This is a genomic window from Lacticaseibacillus salsurae (assembly GCF_045862175.1).
GTDB classification, from domain to species: Bacteria; Bacillota; Bacilli; order Lactobacillales; family Lactobacillaceae; genus Lacticaseibacillus; species Lacticaseibacillus salsurae.
Genome location: NZ_BAAFZI010000051.1, coordinates 1 through 16246 on the forward strand (window position 1 = coordinate 1; position 16246 = coordinate 16246).

General features: G+C 49.9%; 23 protein-coding genes. 17 read left to right on the plus strand and 6 right to left on the minus strand.

Going from position 1 to position 16246, the window contains the following annotated elements:
• Positions 1-160 precede the first annotated feature (160 nt).
• Positions 161-850 (minus strand): beta/alpha barrel domain-containing protein, encoded by a 690-nt coding sequence (locus tag ACKTSG_RS11460; protein WP_407894882.1) that lies wholly within the window; start codon positions 848-850, stop codon positions 161-163.
• Between the two features lie 127 nt (positions 851-977).
• Here ACKTSG_RS11460 and ACKTSG_RS11465 point away from each other — a divergent pair, with 127 nt between their 5' ends.
• Genes ACKTSG_RS11465 through ACKTSG_RS11475 form a run of 3 tightly spaced genes read left to right on the plus strand, consistent with a single transcriptional unit; the run spans position 978 to position 2814 of the window.
• Positions 978-1604, plus strand: coding sequence for a sugar O-acetyltransferase (locus ACKTSG_RS11465; protein ID WP_407894884.1), 627 nt, complete (start codon positions 978-980; stop codon positions 1602-1604).
• Positions 1591-2562 carry an aliphatic sulfonate ABC transporter substrate-binding protein gene (locus ACKTSG_RS11470; RefSeq protein WP_407894886.1) on the plus strand — a complete coding sequence of 324 codons (972 nt, stop codon included), beginning with the start codon at positions 1591-1593 and terminating at the stop codon, positions 2560-2562. Before ACKTSG_RS11465 ends, ACKTSG_RS11470 begins: the two co-directional genes overlap by 14 nt.
• 15 nt (positions 2563-2577) lie before the next feature.
• Positions 2578-2814, plus strand: coding sequence for an AbrB/MazE/SpoVT family DNA-binding domain-containing protein (locus tag ACKTSG_RS11475; protein WP_407894888.1), 237 nt, complete (start codon positions 2578-2580; stop codon positions 2812-2814).
• Between the two features lie 390 nt (positions 2815-3204).
• Here the strand turns inward: ACKTSG_RS11475 and ACKTSG_RS11480 are convergent, their stop codons facing one another.
• Positions 3205-4011, minus strand: a complete 807-nt coding sequence (locus ACKTSG_RS11480) for a Cof-type HAD-IIB family hydrolase (RefSeq protein ID WP_407894890.1) — start codon at positions 4009-4011, stop codon at positions 3205-3207.
• Between the two features lie 150 nt (positions 4012-4161).
• On the opposite strand from ACKTSG_RS11480, the gene ACKTSG_RS11485 reads away from it, so the two are divergent.
• The 4 genes from ACKTSG_RS11485 to ACKTSG_RS11500 all read left to right on the plus strand — a co-directional run bounded on the left by ACKTSG_RS11485 (position 4162) and on the right by ACKTSG_RS11500 (position 8828).
• Entirely contained in the window at positions 4162-5313 is a 1152-nt protein-coding gene (locus tag ACKTSG_RS11485; RefSeq protein WP_407894892.1) for a GGDEF domain-containing protein, read from the plus strand.
• Between the two features lie 80 nt (positions 5314-5393).
• Complete coding sequence (locus ACKTSG_RS11490; protein WP_407894894.1) at positions 5394-7925, plus strand: M1 family metallopeptidase; 2532 nt, start codon at positions 5394-5396, stop codon at positions 7923-7925.
• Between the two features lie 141 nt (positions 7926-8066).
• Positions 8067-8459 carry an iron-sulfur cluster biosynthesis family protein gene (locus ACKTSG_RS11495; protein WP_407894896.1) on the plus strand — a complete coding sequence of 131 codons (393 nt, stop codon included), beginning with the start codon at positions 8067-8069 and terminating at the stop codon, positions 8457-8459.
• A gap of 69 nt (positions 8460-8528) precedes the next feature.
• Positions 8529-8828: a cupin domain-containing protein gene (locus tag ACKTSG_RS11500; RefSeq protein WP_407894898.1), complete on the plus strand. Its 300-nt coding sequence runs from the start codon at positions 8529-8531 to the stop codon at positions 8826-8828.
• A 42-nt stretch (positions 8829-8870) separates the two neighbouring features.
• Here ACKTSG_RS11500 and ACKTSG_RS11505 read toward each other — a convergent pair whose 3' ends face one another.
• The 3 genes from ACKTSG_RS11505 to ACKTSG_RS11515 form a co-directional block, all read right to left on the minus strand.
• Positions 8871-9572 (minus strand): deoxynucleoside kinase, encoded by a 702-nt coding sequence (locus ACKTSG_RS11505; protein WP_407894900.1) that lies wholly within the window; start codon positions 9570-9572, stop codon positions 8871-8873.
• 92 nt (positions 9573-9664) lie between these two features.
• Entirely contained in the window at positions 9665-10402 is a 738-nt protein-coding gene (gene pnuC, locus ACKTSG_RS11510; RefSeq protein ID WP_407894902.1) for a nicotinamide riboside transporter PnuC, read from the minus strand.
• Between the two features lie 151 nt (positions 10403-10553).
• Positions 10554-10940: a hypothetical protein gene (locus tag ACKTSG_RS11515; protein WP_407894904.1), complete on the minus strand. Its 387-nt coding sequence runs from the start codon at positions 10938-10940 to the stop codon at positions 10554-10556.
• Between the two features lie 89 nt (positions 10941-11029).
• On the opposite strand from ACKTSG_RS11515, the gene ACKTSG_RS11520 reads away from it, so the two are divergent.
• The 9 genes from ACKTSG_RS11520 (at position 11030) to ACKTSG_RS11560 (ending at position 15570) form a co-directional block, all read left to right on the plus strand.
• Positions 11030-11926 (plus strand): helix-turn-helix transcriptional regulator, encoded by an 897-nt coding sequence (locus ACKTSG_RS11520; protein ID WP_407894906.1) that lies wholly within the window; start codon positions 11030-11032, stop codon positions 11924-11926.
• Between the two features lie 58 nt (positions 11927-11984).
• A complete protein-coding gene (locus tag ACKTSG_RS11525; RefSeq protein ID WP_407894908.1) occupies positions 11985-12305 on the plus strand; it encodes a PadR family transcriptional regulator in 321 nt (106 codons plus the stop codon).
• A gap of 1 nt (position 12306) precedes the next feature.
• A complete protein-coding gene (locus ACKTSG_RS11530; protein ID WP_407894910.1) occupies positions 12307-12669 on the plus strand; it encodes a DUF1048 domain-containing protein in 363 nt (120 codons plus the stop codon).
• 2 nt (positions 12670-12671) lie between these two features.
• Positions 12672-12938, plus strand: coding sequence for a DUF1048 domain-containing protein (locus tag ACKTSG_RS11535; protein WP_407894912.1), 267 nt, complete (start codon positions 12672-12674; stop codon positions 12936-12938).
• Positions 12939-13053: 115 nt separating this feature from the next.
• Complete coding sequence (locus ACKTSG_RS11540; RefSeq protein ID WP_407894914.1) at positions 13054-13428, plus strand: YxeA family protein; 375 nt, start codon at positions 13054-13056, stop codon at positions 13426-13428.
• Positions 13429-13547: 119 nt separating this feature from the next.
• On the plus strand, positions 13548-14393 hold the full coding sequence (locus ACKTSG_RS11545) for a DegV family protein (protein ID WP_407894916.1): 846 nt from the start codon (positions 13548-13550) through the stop codon (positions 14391-14393).
• A 39-nt stretch (positions 14394-14432) separates the two neighbouring features.
• The gene (locus ACKTSG_RS11550; protein WP_407894918.1) at positions 14433-14921 is read left to right on the plus strand and encodes a GNAT family N-acetyltransferase; all 489 of its coding nucleotides are present in this window, start codon (positions 14433-14435) and stop codon (positions 14919-14921) included.
• A gap of 161 nt (positions 14922-15082) precedes the next feature.
• Positions 15083-15280 (plus strand): hypothetical protein, encoded by a 198-nt coding sequence (locus ACKTSG_RS11555; protein ID WP_407894920.1) that lies wholly within the window; start codon positions 15083-15085, stop codon positions 15278-15280.
• Positions 15262-15570 (plus strand): hypothetical protein, encoded by a 309-nt coding sequence (locus tag ACKTSG_RS11560; RefSeq protein ID WP_407894922.1) that lies wholly within the window; start codon positions 15262-15264, stop codon positions 15568-15570. The genes ACKTSG_RS11555 and ACKTSG_RS11560 overlap by 19 nt, the downstream gene beginning before the upstream one ends.
• Here ACKTSG_RS11560 and tnpA read toward each other — a convergent pair.
• A complete protein-coding gene (gene tnpA, locus ACKTSG_RS11565) occupies positions 15553-16014 on the minus strand; it encodes an IS200/IS605 family transposase (RefSeq protein WP_407894924.1) in 462 nt (153 codons plus the stop codon). The two genes, ACKTSG_RS11560 and tnpA, sit on opposite strands and share 18 nt — an antisense overlap.
• Before the next feature lie 97 nt (positions 16015-16111).
• Between tnpA and ACKTSG_RS11570 the strand changes: the two genes are divergently transcribed.
• Positions 16112-16246 (plus strand): helix-turn-helix domain-containing protein (locus ACKTSG_RS11570; RefSeq protein ID WP_407894926.1); only part of this gene is annotated, 135 nt, incomplete at its 3' end.

The window sequence follows — 16246 nt, forward strand, 5'->3', positions numbered from 1 at the left end:
AGGTTGATCCGGAAACTGGTGAATGGAAAGGTTCCGGTATCGAAACGTTATTTTAAAACAAGACAGCTCTCAGTGAACTGCCTTGCAGGTAAATCGAATTCAGTTCCAACAAATTGGGTAAAGGTCAAGCCCCCAAAGGACTCGCGCTTCTTCTTTCCTATCAGTCATGCATTTCCCGATACTTGGCCATCTTCTCATGAAAAGTCTTTTCCGTCATCCCATAAGCAGTGTACGTGATCGCATTGGCGCCAGAGTGAATGGTATCCAAGATCTGATCATCGGTTTTCCCACCAGAGGCAATGATTGGGAAATTCGGGTGGCTGTCGGCTAGCTGTAGCCGCGCCCAAGCCACCAGCGCCGCGGTGTTGCGGCCACCGGCAATGTTTAAGGCGTTGACGCCAGCTGCGATATACGCTTCTAAGTCGGTGGTTTCATTGACCACCGTGTAAAACACGGGAATATCCACCATGCGCCGAACGGAATGCAAGGTTTCTAAGCTCGTAGGCGCGTTTAAGACCACACCAGAAGCGCCGTTTTCTTCAGCAAATCGCGCCACGGTGGCGGCACGCAAGCCTTTGGTCAAGCCACCACCGACACCGGCTAAGATCGGCACGTTGGCGACTTTGCTGATGGCTTCTAAGATCCGCGTGCTTGGCGTCCATGGGTACACTGCCAAGATGGCGTCGGCGTCGCAATTGGCGATCACGGCGACATCTGTGGAGTAGACGATGGTTTTGATGCGCTTGCCAAACAGGCGAATGCCACTGGCTTTGCGAATGACGTCAGGCGATTCGACGATATTGGTGCGCAACGCCGACGTCAAGTTAGGAATAATTGGTTTATCTACCATTTTCAACACCTCCGAAATCACTACCTTGACGATACCACGGCCATTGGATTTGTGAAAGCGGTTTGTGCCGCAATTGATTGCTTGCGTGTGATAAAATATAGCCTATCAACGACACAAGGAGTTTGTGATGGGCCAAGATCCTGAATACGACCGCATGTTGGCGGGGCAGTTATATATCACTGAGAAGATCCACGCTGAGCACCGCGAGTGGCCGGGCAAAATGCTGGTGCAACAGATCAATGCGTTGCCAGCTGATCAGCTTTCGGAAATCACACGACTAGAAGCGCAAATTTTTGGCGCCAAAGACGTCTACGTCCAGCCACCTTTTCAAGTGGATTATGGCACCCACATCAAAGTCGGCACGAATTTCTATTGCAACGTCGACGCGATGTTTTTGGACACCAACTGGATCACCATTGGCAACAATGTGAAGATCGGCCCGCGGGTAAACTTGTTAACGGCAGGGCACCCGATCGACGCCAGCGTGCGCGTGGCGATGTTGGAATTTGCCAAACCCATCACCATCGGCGACAATACCTGGCTTGGTGGCAATGTAACGGTGCTACCAGGGGTATCGATTGGCGCCAACACCGTCGTCGGTGCCGGGTCAGTGGTGGTGCATGATCTGCCAGACAATGTGGTGGCAGTGGGGAACCCGGCTAAGGTGTTGCGAAAAATCACCGACGCCGACCGCAAATTATGGACGAAGCAAGCAGCGCAGTATGAAAAGGACACAACAAATGACAACGCGTAGACTTAAAATCACGATTTTCTGGCTTTTATTGATCGGGGCAGTCGCTGGGGCATTTTACGGGTATCATGAAACTTATAGCGCCCATGACGATACCAAGCAGCTGACGCCAGTGGTGATCGGTTACCAAAAAGCTGACCCAGTGGACATTTCCCGCCAACATGGCGTTTTGGCCAAAACGCTTAAACGCGCAGGCTACAAGGTGTCGTTCAAGGAATTCCAAAGCGGCGCGGCGTTGAACACCGCGCTTAATGCTGGCAACATTGATTACGCGCGGGCAGGGGATGTGCCGCCAGTTGCCGCGCAAGCTAACGGCATGGATTTCGTGTATGTGGCCGCAGGGGCGGATAAAGTCAAAGGCTCAGGCCTAGAGGTCAAACAAGGTGGTGGCATCACCAGCTTGGCAGACCTGAAAGGCAAGCGCATCGCCTACACCAAAAACACCAGCTCGCAGTACATGGTGTTAATGGCGCTACAAAAAGCCGGCTTGAGCACTAAAGATGTGACTTTAGTCGACATGGCGCAAAACGCCGCGGCGGTGGCTTTTGCCAAAGGTACCATTGACGCTTGGGCGACTTGGGATCCATATTCCGCCACCGCTGAAGTCACTGGCGGTGCCAAGTTGCTGGTGGATGACACCGGCTTGGCCAAAAATCGCGACTATTTGTTAAGCACGCGCAAGTTCGCCACTGACCACAAAGCGTTATCCAAGACGCTGACCAAAGCCTTGGCAGCGGATATGACTTGGGCCAACACCCATCAAGCCGCTTTGTCCAAGATGCTAGTGAAGACCTTGAAGCTCAAACCTGCCGTCGTCAACAAAATGCTGGCGCGCCGCAGCTTTTCCATGAAAGCCGTCACCAAAGCCAATATCAAAGAACAACAAGCCATCGCCGATGAATTTTATGCGCAGAAGTTGGTGGCTAAGCACGTGCAAATTTCTGATTATGTTTTGAAATAATAATGAGGTGTCCAAATGATCGATCCAGCACAACTGCACAACGCCCGCAACCGAAAAGTCGGGGTGATCAATAATAGCTACTATGTGACACTGCCCAAGAAAATCGTCGATCAGCTTGATTTGCAAAAAGGCGATCACGTCACCATTGGCGAATGCGACGGGCAGATGGTGTTGATCCCGATCACCACCCATGATGCCCCGATCAAAGCCGCGACTGACTTAGCAGAGTTGATCTCGCACAACGATGATTAGCCGGCTAACTACCTCCAAGGGATGAATTGGATTCGCAGACGCGAAAACGGTACTGATCTCGCACAGCGATGATTAGCCGGCTAACTATCTCCAAGGGATGAATTGAATTCTTAGATGCCCAAAACGGCATTGATCTCGCACAACGATGATTAGCCGGCTAACTATCTCCAAGGGATGAATTGAATTCTTAGATGCCCAAAACGGCATTGATCTCGCACAACGATGATTAGCCGGCTAACTACCTCCAGAGGAGAAACTGGATTCATAGGCGCTAAAACGGCATTGATCTCGCACGACGATGATTAGCCGGCTAACTATCTCCAGGGGAGAAATTAAATTTGTAGACGCCAAACGGCTTGGATCGCAGTTGATCCAAGCCGTTTTTGGTGGTCAATCAAAGAAATGATGCAAGTAAGTCGCCACACCGTCATGATGGATGTCAGTGGTGTAATGATGCACCGCGGCTTTGACATGGTCATTGGCGTTACCCATGGCCACACCGTAATGCACGGTTTCTAGCATTTGCAAGTCGTTATCGCCATCGCCAAAAGCCATGGTGTGGCTCATCGGGATATCCAGTTTGGCACACACGCGCTTGATCGCGGCGGCTTTGTTGATGCCTTTGGCGGTAATTTCGATATTATCCACGCCACTAGACGACACATCGATGTCAGGCAACTGCGCCATTTCAGCTTTGGCGCGCTGGCGTACTTGGTCGTCTTGAGAAAAGCTGATGCCGTTGGTGATCTTAGGCGCTAGCGCCAACAGTTCGTCAAGCGACTGCACCAAGTGATCTTTGCTCGGGTCTTGGCCGGCAATGCGGTTTTGCGCGTCTTGAGAAAGCGGGTGATCGGTGTGGTTGAGAAAGATCACCGAATCTTTGGTGAAGAAGTGGGTTTGCACGCCATATTTTTTAGTGATGTGATACAAGCCAGTCAACGCGGCTTTTGTCAGGTGAATATTTTCCACATGTTGATCAACGGCGATGACAGAGCCGTTGGAGCAGATCACATTCAAATTCGGGCCAATGCGATCAGCCATGGCGCGGGCGGAAAACAGCGGGCGACCAGACGCGATAAAAAATAAATTCCCGGCGGCGCGGTATTTGGCGATCGCGTCGACAGTGGCTTGAGTGGGGATCTGGGTGCGATCGACTAAGGTGCCATCGATGTCCATAAAGATTGCATAAGGGGTCATAAAAGTCTTCCTTTTTCTAACATGAATACTTCTAGTGTAAACGCAATCATCACCTGAGACAAGTGTCTAAGTTGCTCAAATTCAAGATTTTTCAAACCATTTTTTTGACAATATGGTATGCTTGAATGGACGGCGAAAGGAGGAGTGCGCATGGTGTCTTTAGGACTTAGGATCACCACGTTTTTGACCAATACGCTGGTGTTGACTGGGTATGCGTTGATCTATGAATGGCTCCTGCGTGCCAAACTCCATGTCAAGCGCCATCGGGAATTGCGCCAAGTGTATTTGGCGGTCATGACGGTCGCATTTTTACTGCTGTTTCACTTCTCATCGATTTTTTCCATGGCCGAAGCGCACAATGCGGCAGGCGTTGGGTGGACGTATTTGAATTTTCAAATCGCCACGGTGATGTATGCGCTGTTGTCCAATCGCCACCACACCGCGTATTGGAGTTTGGCGGCAGTGTTGTTGGTGTGGTATTGGTGGTTGCCGCATACTGGGCAGTGGCCGATATTTTACCTGGCGACGTTGGGCTTGATGTATTTGGCGCAACGGTATGCCACGCCGATCGGGGCGAAAATGTGGCGGTATTTGCCATTTTCTTTAGCGTTTGCGACGCCGTTTGTGATCATGAACTACATTTCCTTGCGCGGCATCGATGTCGGTTGGACTTGGGAGATCAGCACGTGCATCTTGATCGCTTGGCTGTTGCGCGCGATCCATTTCGGGGTCAAACGCCAGCGCGCCCGCACTGCGTTGTTAAAAGCCGAAGCGCAAATCGACGAGCTGACCCAGTTGCATAATTTCCGGGTATTTAATGAAGATTTGCTGGTGGTTTATCAAAAAAGTCAACTCAGCCACAAACCGTTTGCGCTGTTTACCTTTGATATCGATCACTTCAAGTTGATCAATGACCATTTCGGCCATTTAATGGGCAACCAAGTGCTTGAAGCGGTCGCCACGCGCTTAGAAGTGGTGGCACAACACTTGGCTTATCCCAAAGTCTGCTGCTACCGCACAGGTGGCGAAGAGTTCTCGTTGATCATTCCAGACATTGTGCCGAGTTTCAGCTTATCGCAAGCGATCGCTTGGCGCATTCATGACGAACTTGGCGAGTTGCGCTTTACTGCCGATTCTGGCCAACAGTTTCAGATCACCGTCAGTTTAGGCGAAGCGCGCTCACGGGCTGATGATCAGAATTATTTGGATGTGTACAACCGCGCCGATCAATATTTATATAATTCCAAGCGTTCCGGCCGCAACACCATTACCATTGACGGCCAAACGCAACCACAACGGTGACTGTGAGAAGCAGTCGCCGTTTTTTGGTGAGAAGCGTATAATAAGGTTCATCAGATTTTAAAAAAGTGAGGAGCTTACCTATGGCTGAATTGACCCATTTATATGAAACCTTCCAACCCACGCATTATAACGTTTACTTAGATATCGACCGTGCCAAGAAAACCATCAATGGTCACACGGAAATCGCCGGCCACGCATCAAGCCAGCGCATTGCCATTCACCAGAAATTCTTAAGCATCGCGGCCGTTGAAGCAGACGGCAAGTCCGTCGGCTTTACAGTCGATGATGACGCCGAATGCGTGCGCATCGACTTGCCGCAAGCAGGCGACACGACGTTGGCAATCACTTACGCCGCGAAACTTACTGACACCATGATGGGGATCTATCCTTCTTATTATAACGTCGATGGCGTGCGCAAAGAATTGATCGGCACCCAGTTTGAAACCACTGCGGCGCGCCAAGCGTTCCCAAGTATCGACGAACCTGAAGCCAAAGCCACCTTTGATCTGGCGGTGAAGTTCGACGAACAACCAGGCGAAACCATTATCGCCAACATGCCAGAAGTTAAATTTGAAAATGGCGTGCATTATTTTGACACCACGGTGAAAATGTCCACGTATTTGGTGGCCTTTGCCTTTGGCGATATGCAAAAAAAGCTCACCCATACCAAATCCGGTGTGGAAATCGGCGTGTTTGCAACCAAAGCCCATGCGGCTAACGAATTGGATTTTGCCTTGGACATTGCCAAGCGCAGTATCGAATTTTACGAAGACTTTTATCAAACCCCTTATCCGCTACCGCATTCTTACCAATTGGCATTGCCTGACTTTTCCGCTGGCGCCATGGAAAACTGGGGCTTGGTCACCTACCGCGAAGCTTATTTGACGGTTGACCCAGAAAACACCTCGTTTGAAATGAAGCAACGCGTGGCCACAGTGGTCGCCCATGAATTGGCCCATCAATGGTTCGGAGATCTGGTCACCATGAAGTGGTGGGATGATCTGTGGTTGAACGAATCCTTTGCCAACATGATGGAATATGTCGCCGTTGATGCCTTAGAGCCTGATTGGCATATTTGGGAAGTCTTCCAAACTGATGAAGCCACTGCCGCGTTGCAACGCGACGCCACCGATGGCGTGCAATCCGTGCACGTGGAGGTCAACGACCCCGCTGAGATCATCAGCTTGTTTGATGGCGCGATCGTTTATGCCAAAGGCTCACGCATGTTAGTCATGGTGCGGGCTTTGCTTGGCGATGATGCGTTACGCAAAGGCTTGAAAGCTTATTTTGCCGCCCATCAATATGGCAATGCTACTGGCGCTGACTTGTGGGCGGCATTAGGCGAAGCGTCTGGCATCGATGTCGGCGCGGTGATGGCTGGCTGGTTGGAACAACCTGGCTATCCAGTCGTTGACGCTGCAGTGGTCGATGGTCACTTGCAACTCAAGCAACAACAATTCTTCATCGGCGCCAACACCCCAGTCGGCCGCACGTGGCAGATCCCGTTAAAGGCCAACTTTGACGCACCGAAGTTAATGACTGAAACCACTTTGGATCTTGGCGATTATGCCGATTTGCGGGCCAAAGCAGGCCATGCCTTGCGCTTAAATGATGGCAACGAATCGCATTTTATCGTGAAATACGATGACACGTTAATGGCTGATCTGCTTGACGATGTGGCTAGCCTTGATGCCATTACCCAAATGCAAGTCTTGCAAGATCTGCGTTTGTTGGCAGAAGGCGAGCAGCTGGCTTATGCGTCAGTCGTGCCGTTATTGAAGCGGTTTGCCAATAGCCGCTCGAACTTGGTCAATATGGCACTGTACAGCTTAGCTGGCAACTTGAAGAAATTCACCACGCCAGATTCTGACAGCGAAAAGGCCTTGCAAACCTTGTATGGCCAATTGTCTGCGGCTAACCTCAAGGCGTTAGGCTGGTTGCCAAAAGCCACCGATTCCAACGACGACACCTTAGCGCGGCCTTATGTATTGAACGCAGCGTTATACAGCCAAGATCCGCAAGCCAAGCTGCAAGCGCATGAACAATATGAAGCCCATGCCAAAGACTTGATCAACTTACCAGCTGATGTGCGGGTGTACATTTTGATCAATGAAATGCAAAACTTTGGCACCGCCACCGTATTTGACCAATTGCTCAGCGATTATCGCACCACGTCTGATGCGTCATATCGCCGCGATTTGGCCCAAGCGTTGACTAAAACCAAAGACGCCAAGCAGATCGCGACGATCGTGGCGGCTTTTGAAGACGCAGACACGGTGAAACCGCAAGACTTGCGCGCTTGGTTTGCTGGGGTTTTGGCCAATCCTGCTGGCCAACAAGCCGCTTGGGATTGGTTCCGCAATAGTTGGGGCTGGTTGAATGACACCGTTGGCGGCGATATGGAATTTCCAACTTATATCACCGTGATCTCGCGGGTCTTCCACACCCAAGCACGGTTGGATGAATTCAAAGCCTTCTTTGCCCCTAAGCGCGCCGATGCCAGCTTGAAGCGAGAAATCGACATGGATACGTCCGTCATCGCTGGGCGCGTGGCATTGATCCAAAAAGTTGGCGCCAGTGTCAATGCCGCGGTGGCTGACGAAATCAAATAGATTGGATGAAACAAGTCGTTTTAGCGGCTTGTTTTTGTTTGCAGTGATGGTGTTTGTAGTGCTAGGCTGTCAGGTTGCCGACAAGGGATTGTCGAAGCCGCCACCTCATGAGATACTAATAAAAAATAAGGAGGAACGCTTATGCCTATCACGTTGACTGATGCGTTTGTACAATTGATCCAAGACAAAGACCTGGCGGACAAAGACTTGATCTTGATCGCTGATGATGGTGGCGGTAAATATTCGCTGCAAGGTGGCGCTTGTACCATCGGCTCTAAATTCACTTTGATCGTGGTGGATCAACCTGATGCCGATTACCCAGTCGCGTTAGAAAATGCGGCTGGCTTGAAGTTGTGGAGTTCTGAATATGATCTGTTGTTCTTAGAACCTGGGTTGAAGCTAGATTTTGTCGATCATCAGATCCGCTTGCAAGATAACGCGCACCGGTTTGATGACGGGTTGCGCATTGCCAAAGGCGCAGACGTCTTGGCGGCGTTTCATCAAGGGCTGACAGTCAATGGGGTCAGTTGCTAACGAATTTAGGTTGGTGATGCGGCAAGAAATTTGTTATCATGATCACAATTCATGAAAGCTGGTCTTTTGATGCAAATTTTAACTCCTGATGAATCGATTACCCAAGGTCCAGATCGGATGTTGTCGCAGCGCCATTTAAGTATCGTACGTTTGGTGATCCCCAAAGGCACGCAGATCAAGCGGCACCGCTCGCTGATGACGGTCACTGTCGTTGCCATTAAAGGTAAGATCACCTTTCACACGGATGATCAAGTCACGACTTTGATCCCAGGCCAAGCGGTGGTAATGCAACCAGCTGAATTTCACTGGCTGGAAGCACCAGATGAAGACGGCGAAGTGATGGTCGTTCACGGCGTTTTAGCCGAATAAAAAACGGCGGCTCAGAAAAATTCTGAGTCGCCGTTTTTGGCTTTAACGCGCTGCTTTGATTTGTTCGCAGCGCTCTGGGGACAGCTTACCAAGTTCAACCAGCTTGGATTCAATGGCGTTAAGCACCGTGTTGCGATCATTGGCGTTATTGACGAAATCCAATTCGTCACGGCTGATCGTTAACATCGTTGAGCGGGTGTAGCCTTTGGACCAATCGCGATACGCGTGGTTGACGCGGTGGTAGTAATCCACGAGTTCTGGCTTTTGGCGAATGTCTTCCATTTCGCGGCCGCGAGATTGGATCTCATCGATTTCATGTTCTGGATCGATTTGTAAGTATACCGCCAAGTCTGGCAAACCGTTGAATGGGGAACCATTGACGTTGGCTTGCATTTCTTGAGAAAGCGTCACATAAACATTGTAGTCGATGTCGTCGATTTCGCCGTTGTCATGCAACTGCTTGGCCATGACGAAATCAGATTCCAAAGACGAATCCATCACGGCGTTGTCTTGCACCAAAGCCTTTTTCAGTTGTTGGTAGCGAAACGTCAAAAAGGCGATCTGCAAAATGGTGGCAGTGGTTTTGCGGCTATCTGCGCCGGCTGCGTAGAACTTATTAAGCATGTTGGCGATCATGCCATTGCCTTCAACATCTTCATAATAAGCTGGGGCATTGAGGTCTTTGGACAAGATACGAGTCAGCGAGGTTTTGCCAGCGCCGATGGAGCCGAGAATATAGATCATGGGTAAACTTCTTTCATCAAATGTCGTTAACAGCACAAAAGACGAGCAAAGCTGCTCGCCGATCGTGACATCAATGTTCCTATCGTACTATCTTAGTGGATCTCCTTCAAGCCTAACTTGCGGCGGCCGGTGTTAAACCAAGGGCTGACGGTGAAGGCGAGAATGTCGTTGATGACATAAATCGAGGAGTTGATCGCCATGGCCAAAGACGCATCGCCTTGGGCAAAGGTGATCGCCCATAAAACCAATTGCGCGATCCCTGAGAACAACCACCAGAAGTATTGGTTGTTGTAACGCAAGAAGCAGACGATCCCACCAGTTAAGGAAATGGAGAAGGCCATCCCATCAAAAATCGGGCGAGGGTCATTGGTGAACTTGCCGATCAAAATAGCAGATACTGCCCAAACCACCAACGTGAAGGCAATGGAGATCACCCATTGCTTGGCAGCAAAGCGCTTGAGGTTGTTGGCTGTGTCGTCATTCCAAGTGCGCACGGAGATCAACACTGGCAGATCCAAGGTGACCACGTAAGCGACTTGTTCAAAAATCGATAAGTAGTTTTTAGCCGTGAAGCCCACAAAAATAAAGCAAGCTGCGGAAATCAAACCCAACCAGCCGTTCACGGCTTTGGTGGCGTTGATCGCCAAGACGCATAATACCCCGATCATGGTCCCAACGAAAGTGATCAAAGCCACCGGCGTGATCGGTGCATTGACCAAAGTCATCAGTTGCGCGCCTAAAGCAAAGTAGAATAAGTAGTAGTTTTGTTGTGGCCAGCCTTTTAATTGGTTGAATAGCCAGCTGAAGTAATTCTGTGATTCGTCGTTCATGAATTTGTGTCCCCCTAAATGATAATTGCAAAAACCATTATGCCACGAAATCTTGTAGATGTCAGTCTTGCATCCACAAGATTTTGGTGGTATAGGTTCGCATGGACACAATAAAGAAGATAGATGTAAGCCATTTACAGAAAACCTTTTGTTAAGCTTTCGCCACGGGGATCTGTACGGTAAACGTACTGTTACTTAAGGTCTCCAAATTGTAGTTGCCCGCTGGCCGATACCCAGCTTGCGCAATAGTCGCGTAAGCTTGTTGGATGAATTGATCTAACGCCAAGCGATTGGCCCGCGTCATTTTAAAGGTGGCATAATCGCCTGCAGGTAAGGTGAATTGCGTCTGATCATCACCAGTTTCGATCAGGTAATGGGGTTGGCCATTTTGGCTGAGATTAATGGCATGATAGGTGAACGGCGCGTTTCTGGCAAGGATGCGCTTGGCTTCGGCCAGCGCCGGTAGCGCACTGGTGGTTGCCGGCAGTAAGTGGTCGCAAACAGCCAAAGTGACAGAACCAAAGTGTTGAATATGCATCAGGTGTTACCTCCATTTCGATGATGGTTTGAGTATAATCGAGTAAAGGTGACAACTAGCTGTCACCATTCAACTGAAAGTGAGAAAAAATGCAAACTTATCGCTTGATCAATATCGTCATGATGTTACTGGCGCAAGAAACCATTTCAGCCCAAACTTTTGCGGATCTGTTTGGCGTGTCCAAGCGCACCATTTTGCGCGACATGGCGCATTTATCCGCCGCACACATTCCAGTCGTGGCGACGCGCGGCGTGAACGGCGGGTTTCACTTGCTAGACACTTACAAATTCGACAAACGCTTGTTAACCGTGCAAGATCTGCAAAACATTCTGACTGCGGTGCAAGGCCTAGACGCCTTATTGGTCGACCCAGCAGTGGCGGCGACGTTGGCCAAGATCTCTGGGTTATTGCCTGAGGAGGATACTGGCGCTTTGGCGGTGGATTTTGCTGGGGCCAAGAATTTGGCTAGCGTGGTGCAAACGTTGCAAGCGGCGATCCGCGAACATCGCGTGGTGGCGTTTGATTATTATGACCGCAATGGCGTGGCCACCAGCCGTTTGGTGGAGCCTTATCAATTATTGTGGCGCAACACCAGTTGGTATTTGGTGGGCTATGCCACCGAGCGTGCTGCGTATCGCACCTTTCGCGTGTCGCGCTTGACGCATTTAGTGGCCAAGTCTGGCTTCACCCCTAGGCAAAATGTGCCATTAGGCTGGCGCAATCATGGCGGCGGGGTGGCGTCTGTGGTTGCCGTGCAAGTTACTGGCTCGCAGGCTTGTCGCAGTTTTGTGGTGGAGCATTTTGGCGCGGCAGTGATCACCCAAAACCGCGACGTTGACTTTGATGCGGTGCTGGCGGTTGGGGATAATGCCGATACATATCGTTTTTTGGCCCAATGTGGCACGAACTTGAAAGTCGTGGGGCCCACGCATTTTCGAAAACATTACCGCGATTATTTACACCAAATGTGGCGCCAACAAGGTTGACTTTGTCAGTACTTAGTAATACTATGTACCGGTACCTAGTATTACTAAGGAGCAGAACATGACAGGATTAACAGGATTACTTAAAGGGGCCTTGTCTGGCATCGTGTTGCAACACTTGGCCAGCGGTGAAACTTATGGCTATGAGATCACTGAATATTTGAAGAATTTAGGCTTTTCCGAAATTGCAGAAGGCACGGTGTATACCGTGTTAGTGCGCTTGGAAAAGCTAAATTTGGTAGAAGCGGAGCGTCGCCACTCGCTAGTGGGTCCGCCGCGCAAGTTTTACCGTTTAAATGACGCCGGGCGGGCCTATTTAGCCGAGTTTTGGACCAAGTGGGACTTTCTCGCCGACAAAATGGCGCAGATCAAGGAGGGGTAAGATGGTGAGTTTTTGGAATACCATTACTGGCAATGACATGTCAGCGGACTTAAAAGCCGAATCGGCGCGCATCGCCAAATTGCCTAAGTCTTATCAAGATGCTTTTGCGACGATGCAAGCGACGTTGATGGGCGGCATGCAAGTGTCGGCAAGTTTCACCGGCCGCGACTTGATGCCAGTGTTTGCTGGGTTGGCTGATTATTTAGAAGAAGCCGCCGCAGACGGCCTGTCCATTCAAGCGGCGTTAGGTACCGATGCGGCAACTTTTGCCACTCAAGCCGCTTCAGCCAATGGGGTGCCGTTGTTGTTAGATAAAATGGGCGCGCAGTTGAATCGGCGAGTCCATCAAAAACTTGGGAGGTAGCCATGAGCGTTCTAGCCGATAAAAAAACGTGGTTGGCGTTTCGCAAACGCGTCAAAGCCATGCCAAAAGATTATGTGATCGTGTTTGACGCGATCCAAAATTATGTGTTCAAAGTGTCCCCTTTTGTGCCAAATGACACGAATGCCGTGTTGACGAACTTGTTGGAGCTGTTTGAAACCAGCGCCGCCAACGGCCAAGATGTGCTGGCAGTGTGCGGGGATGATGTGGGGCAGTTTGCCAACGAATTGATTTTAAGCGCCGCGTCATAAGCCAACGCTGAGACTTTTTCAGTCGCTAGGCTGAGGCGGATATCCACCCAATAGCGCAAGACTTCACAAGCATTGCTGGTTATATTAGAATCATCAATTGCTTGGAGGCATGAACATGAAAAAGATTTTGATCGGGTTGGCCACAGTCGCACTGCTGGTGGTCGGTGGGTTATTTGGCGCCAAGGTGGCTACGGCGCATAGTTGTAGCGACGTGGCGGCGGTCGTGGATTCACTCAATCCGCTGGTGTCAACGCAAACGGTGTATGTCAAAACCACCAAACCTCACCATATTGACGCTGACGGTACACCGCGCTACCAGCAAACGGCTACGGATGCGCAAGGCCACCGCCGGCCGATCGCGTTTATGGGGATGAAACGCTTCAAGTTAGATCACTACTTGGCGTTGAAAACCAAAGGCGCCTATGTGATGAGTTACCATGAAGTGGCTGCCAATGCGTTGAGTCAAGCGGCATTGGTGAAATTACAGTGAGTGGAGAAGCCAGCAATGTTGCTGGTTTTTTTGTGCCGGCAGGATTAAATTTAGTTTACCCCATTTACAAATTAGGCGAAAGCCGGTATCATCACGGTATCAACTCAGGGAGGCTTAACATGTCAGAAAAAATCGCCGTTTTGGTCGATTCCGGCTGTGATGTCCCACAAACCGTGATCGCCGAACACCGTAATTTAGCTGTTGTCGCGTTGAATGTCCGGCAAAACGGGCAAGATTATCTCGATGGGGTGGATCTTTCGCCTGATGAATTCTACGCGCATTTGACGCCGCAAAACTTGCCGCAAACCGCCAGCCCGGCGCCAACGGTGATCGCCGCGCATATGCAAGATCTGTTTGACGCTGGCTACACCAAGATCTTGGCCTTGTCGATTTCCGGGGCGTTATCGGCGACTTATCAAGGCATGCGCTTGGCGGCACAAGCGTTCAAAGCCGGCCAAGTGATGGTATTAGATACCAAAAGTGCTGGCATTGGCAGTGGGTTGTTGGCGGTTTACGCCTTGCAGCTGATCGATGCCAACCAGACTTTTCCTGATATCATCGCTGCCATTCAGCATTCGGTGCAACACAGCAGCGTGTGGTTGTATATCCCCAGCCTCACTTATTTGCAAGCTGGCGGACGCATCGGCAAAGTCGCCGGTACGCTAGGCAGCATGTTGAACATCAAGCCGCTACTTTCAGTGGATGACAATGGTGAGATCATGGCAGTGGGCAAAGTCCGCTCAGAAAAAAAGGCGGTGACCAAGCTGATCGACATCGCCTTGGCATCAGCTGGCCCGCATGCCACCATCGCTGTGGCGCATGGCGCCAACTTCAAGTTATTGCATGATGTTACGGCACAAATCGAAGACACTGGCCGCGCGGTGGCATTCACCGGATCGGTGTCACCAGCAATCGGGGTGCACACCGGCCCTGGTTTGATCGGGGTAGCGGTGCAAAATCCTTAGTGCTACACTGAAACGATACTGATGAAGGAAGTGTCGTTTGTGTCGATCGTTTATCGCAGCGCCCAATTGCAAGATCTCCCAGCCATTATGGTCATTGAAAATGCGGGTTTTACCCCAGAAGAAGCCGCCACAGAAGCTGCGATGCGCCAGCGGATCTTGGCGTATCCAGATACGTTTATCGTGGCAGTTGAAGCCGGCACGTTGCTTGGCTATATCGTTGGCCCTGCAATCGATCAGCGGTATTTAGCCGATGACTTATTTGAGCATGCGGTGGCTAACTCGGTTTCAGCGCCGTATCAAGCGGTGTTGAGTTTAGCCGTCGCGCCAAAAGCTCGCCATCGCCGACTTGGCTCGCATTTGTTGCGCGCACTAAAGCAAGTCGCTGCCGCTCAACACCGCCAAGCCATCACCTTGACGTGTTTGCAGCGCTTGGTGCCGTTTTATGAAGGCAACGGCTATGTCAATGAAGGCGTATCGGCGTCTAGCCACGCTGGGGAAGTGTGGTACAACTTGGTGTTGACGCTGTGAGCATTGGTTTGGTTATCATGGTGCGTTTGGAATAATTGTGAATCCGTTAATATCATAGCGATGTTTTGGCTGATGGCATTTGTTGACTTTCTACTTCTATTAGCTGATAATTGTAGTGTAACGAAAGTAGTATCATCAAGTCGATTGAAGGGGGATCTATCATGGCAACAATTAATCATACTCACCCAGTTGTTCATATGGATGAACAGCAATATGAGACGTTTACCCAACGTATCAATGGTAAGATTTCCCCTGCACGGCAGGCGGAACTCCGTAAATTAGGTAAAGCGATGCGAGACGTTCGCACGATCTCGTTGGATGAAATTGAGGATAACAGTCCGTGGATGAGCAAAAAGTAACATTGACACAAATTGATAAGGTTGCTAACTTTGAAAAGCTAGCAACCTCTTTTAGTTCTGGTGATGATGATATCGATGATTTTCTGCGCCGAAGCAAATCAGAGTATGCTGCGGTGACAAACACATTTGTTTTGTGGGATGGTGTATCTATCTTCGGATTTTTTACATTGCAAAATGATGCGACTGCAATTGAGAAGCGTTATCGAAAGAATCATGGTTTTAATTACAAGCAGGGCAGAAATCTCCTGATTTTAATCAGGCAGATGAATGCCCTATTTTTGACGTCGTGAGGCGTATCTGCCACCCGGCGTTGTTCGCTGATTCTCGATGTAACGTTCGACCACTTCTCTACTCATGTCGCCTAGTGTGCTCATGTAATAGCTGTGTGACCATAAGTGTCCACCCCAGAACTTTTGTGCTTTGACTTCTGGATGTTGGTCGAAAAACATTCGAGCTGAGGCGCCTTTGAATGCTTTGACAATCGTGGTTGGCGTGTACTTTGGCTTGAAGTTGATAAGCAAGTGCACGTGGTCAGGCATGACTTCCATCCGCTCAATGGTGACTTCATTAAGGCTGGCAATCCGTTCAAGGATGGCCTTCATGTCATTCACTAACTTTGGTGTTGTAAAGGCTGGATTGCGATATTTTGTGACCCAGATAAGGTGAAAATGAAAATTGTAAACATAGTTGCGTTCATGGATTGCACCGCCCAAGTTGCCCTCTTTGCTATTCATATGTACTCCTTCTAATGCTATATTGCCAACGATTACGATGATTTTTAGTGCCTTATATGATATACTCATTTTAGCACAAGTAAGGAGGTGAAACTACATGAATCGGACAATGGCTCAGTTGCCTTACCACTACGGGGTGAAGGTCCGCATTTTCCCGTCTAACGAGCAAAAACGGCTCATCAAGCTCAACAGTGACGCCAGCCGGTTTGTTTATAACGAGATGAACGGGATG

Coding starts and splice junctions, on each gene's coding strand:
- ACKTSG_RS11530 (WP_407894910.1), top strand. CDS start 12,307: ATGGTGAGTTTTTGGAATACCATTACTGGCAATGACATGTCAGCGGAC.
- ACKTSG_RS11485 (WP_407894892.1), top strand. CDS start 4,162: ATGGTGTCTTTAGGACTTAGGATCACCACGTTTTTGACCAATACGCTG.
- ACKTSG_RS11460 (WP_407894882.1), bottom strand. CDS start 850: ATGGTAGATAAACCAATTATTCCTAACTTGACGTCGGCGTTGCGCACC.
- ACKTSG_RS11525 (WP_407894908.1), top strand. CDS start 11,985: ATGACAGGATTAACAGGATTACTTAAAGGGGCCTTGTCTGGCATCGTG.
- ACKTSG_RS11475 (WP_407894888.1), top strand. CDS start 2,578: ATGATCGATCCAGCACAACTGCACAACGCCCGCAACCGAAAAGTCGGG.
- ACKTSG_RS11540 (WP_407894914.1), top strand. CDS start 13,054: ATGAAAAAGATTTTGATCGGGTTGGCCACAGTCGCACTGCTGGTGGTC.
- ACKTSG_RS11495 (WP_407894896.1), top strand. CDS start 8,067: ATGCCTATCACGTTGACTGATGCGTTTGTACAATTGATCCAAGACAAA.
- ACKTSG_RS11480 (WP_407894890.1), bottom strand. CDS start 4,011: ATGACCCCTTATGCAATCTTTATGGACATCGATGGCACCTTAGTCGAT.
- ACKTSG_RS11490 (WP_407894894.1), top strand. CDS start 5,394: ATGGCTGAATTGACCCATTTATATGAAACCTTCCAACCCACGCATTAT.
- ACKTSG_RS11545 (WP_407894916.1), top strand. CDS start 13,548: ATGTCAGAAAAAATCGCCGTTTTGGTCGATTCCGGCTGTGATGTCCCA.
- ACKTSG_RS11505 (WP_407894900.1), bottom strand. CDS start 9,572: ATGATCTATATTCTCGGCTCCATCGGCGCTGGCAAAACCTCGCTGACT.
- ACKTSG_RS11535 (WP_407894912.1), top strand. CDS start 12,672: ATGAGCGTTCTAGCCGATAAAAAAACGTGGTTGGCGTTTCGCAAACGC.
- tnpA (WP_407894924.1), bottom strand. CDS start 16,014: ATGAATAGCAAAGAGGGCAACTTGGGCGGTGCAATCCATGAACGCAAC.
- ACKTSG_RS11555 (WP_407894920.1), top strand. CDS start 15,083: ATGGCAACAATTAATCATACTCACCCAGTTGTTCATATGGATGAACAG.
- ACKTSG_RS11500 (WP_407894898.1), top strand. CDS start 8,529: ATGCAAATTTTAACTCCTGATGAATCGATTACCCAAGGTCCAGATCGG.
- ACKTSG_RS11465 (WP_407894884.1), top strand. CDS start 978: ATGGGCCAAGATCCTGAATACGACCGCATGTTGGCGGGGCAGTTATAT.
- ACKTSG_RS11515 (WP_407894904.1), bottom strand. CDS start 10,940: ATGCATATTCAACACTTTGGTTCTGTCACTTTGGCTGTTTGCGACCAC.
- ACKTSG_RS11520 (WP_407894906.1), top strand. CDS start 11,030: ATGCAAACTTATCGCTTGATCAATATCGTCATGATGTTACTGGCGCAA.
- ACKTSG_RS11470 (WP_407894886.1), top strand. CDS start 1,591: ATGACAACGCGTAGACTTAAAATCACGATTTTCTGGCTTTTATTGATC.
- pnuC (WP_407894902.1), bottom strand. CDS start 10,402: ATGAACGACGAATCACAGAATTACTTCAGCTGGCTATTCAACCAATTA.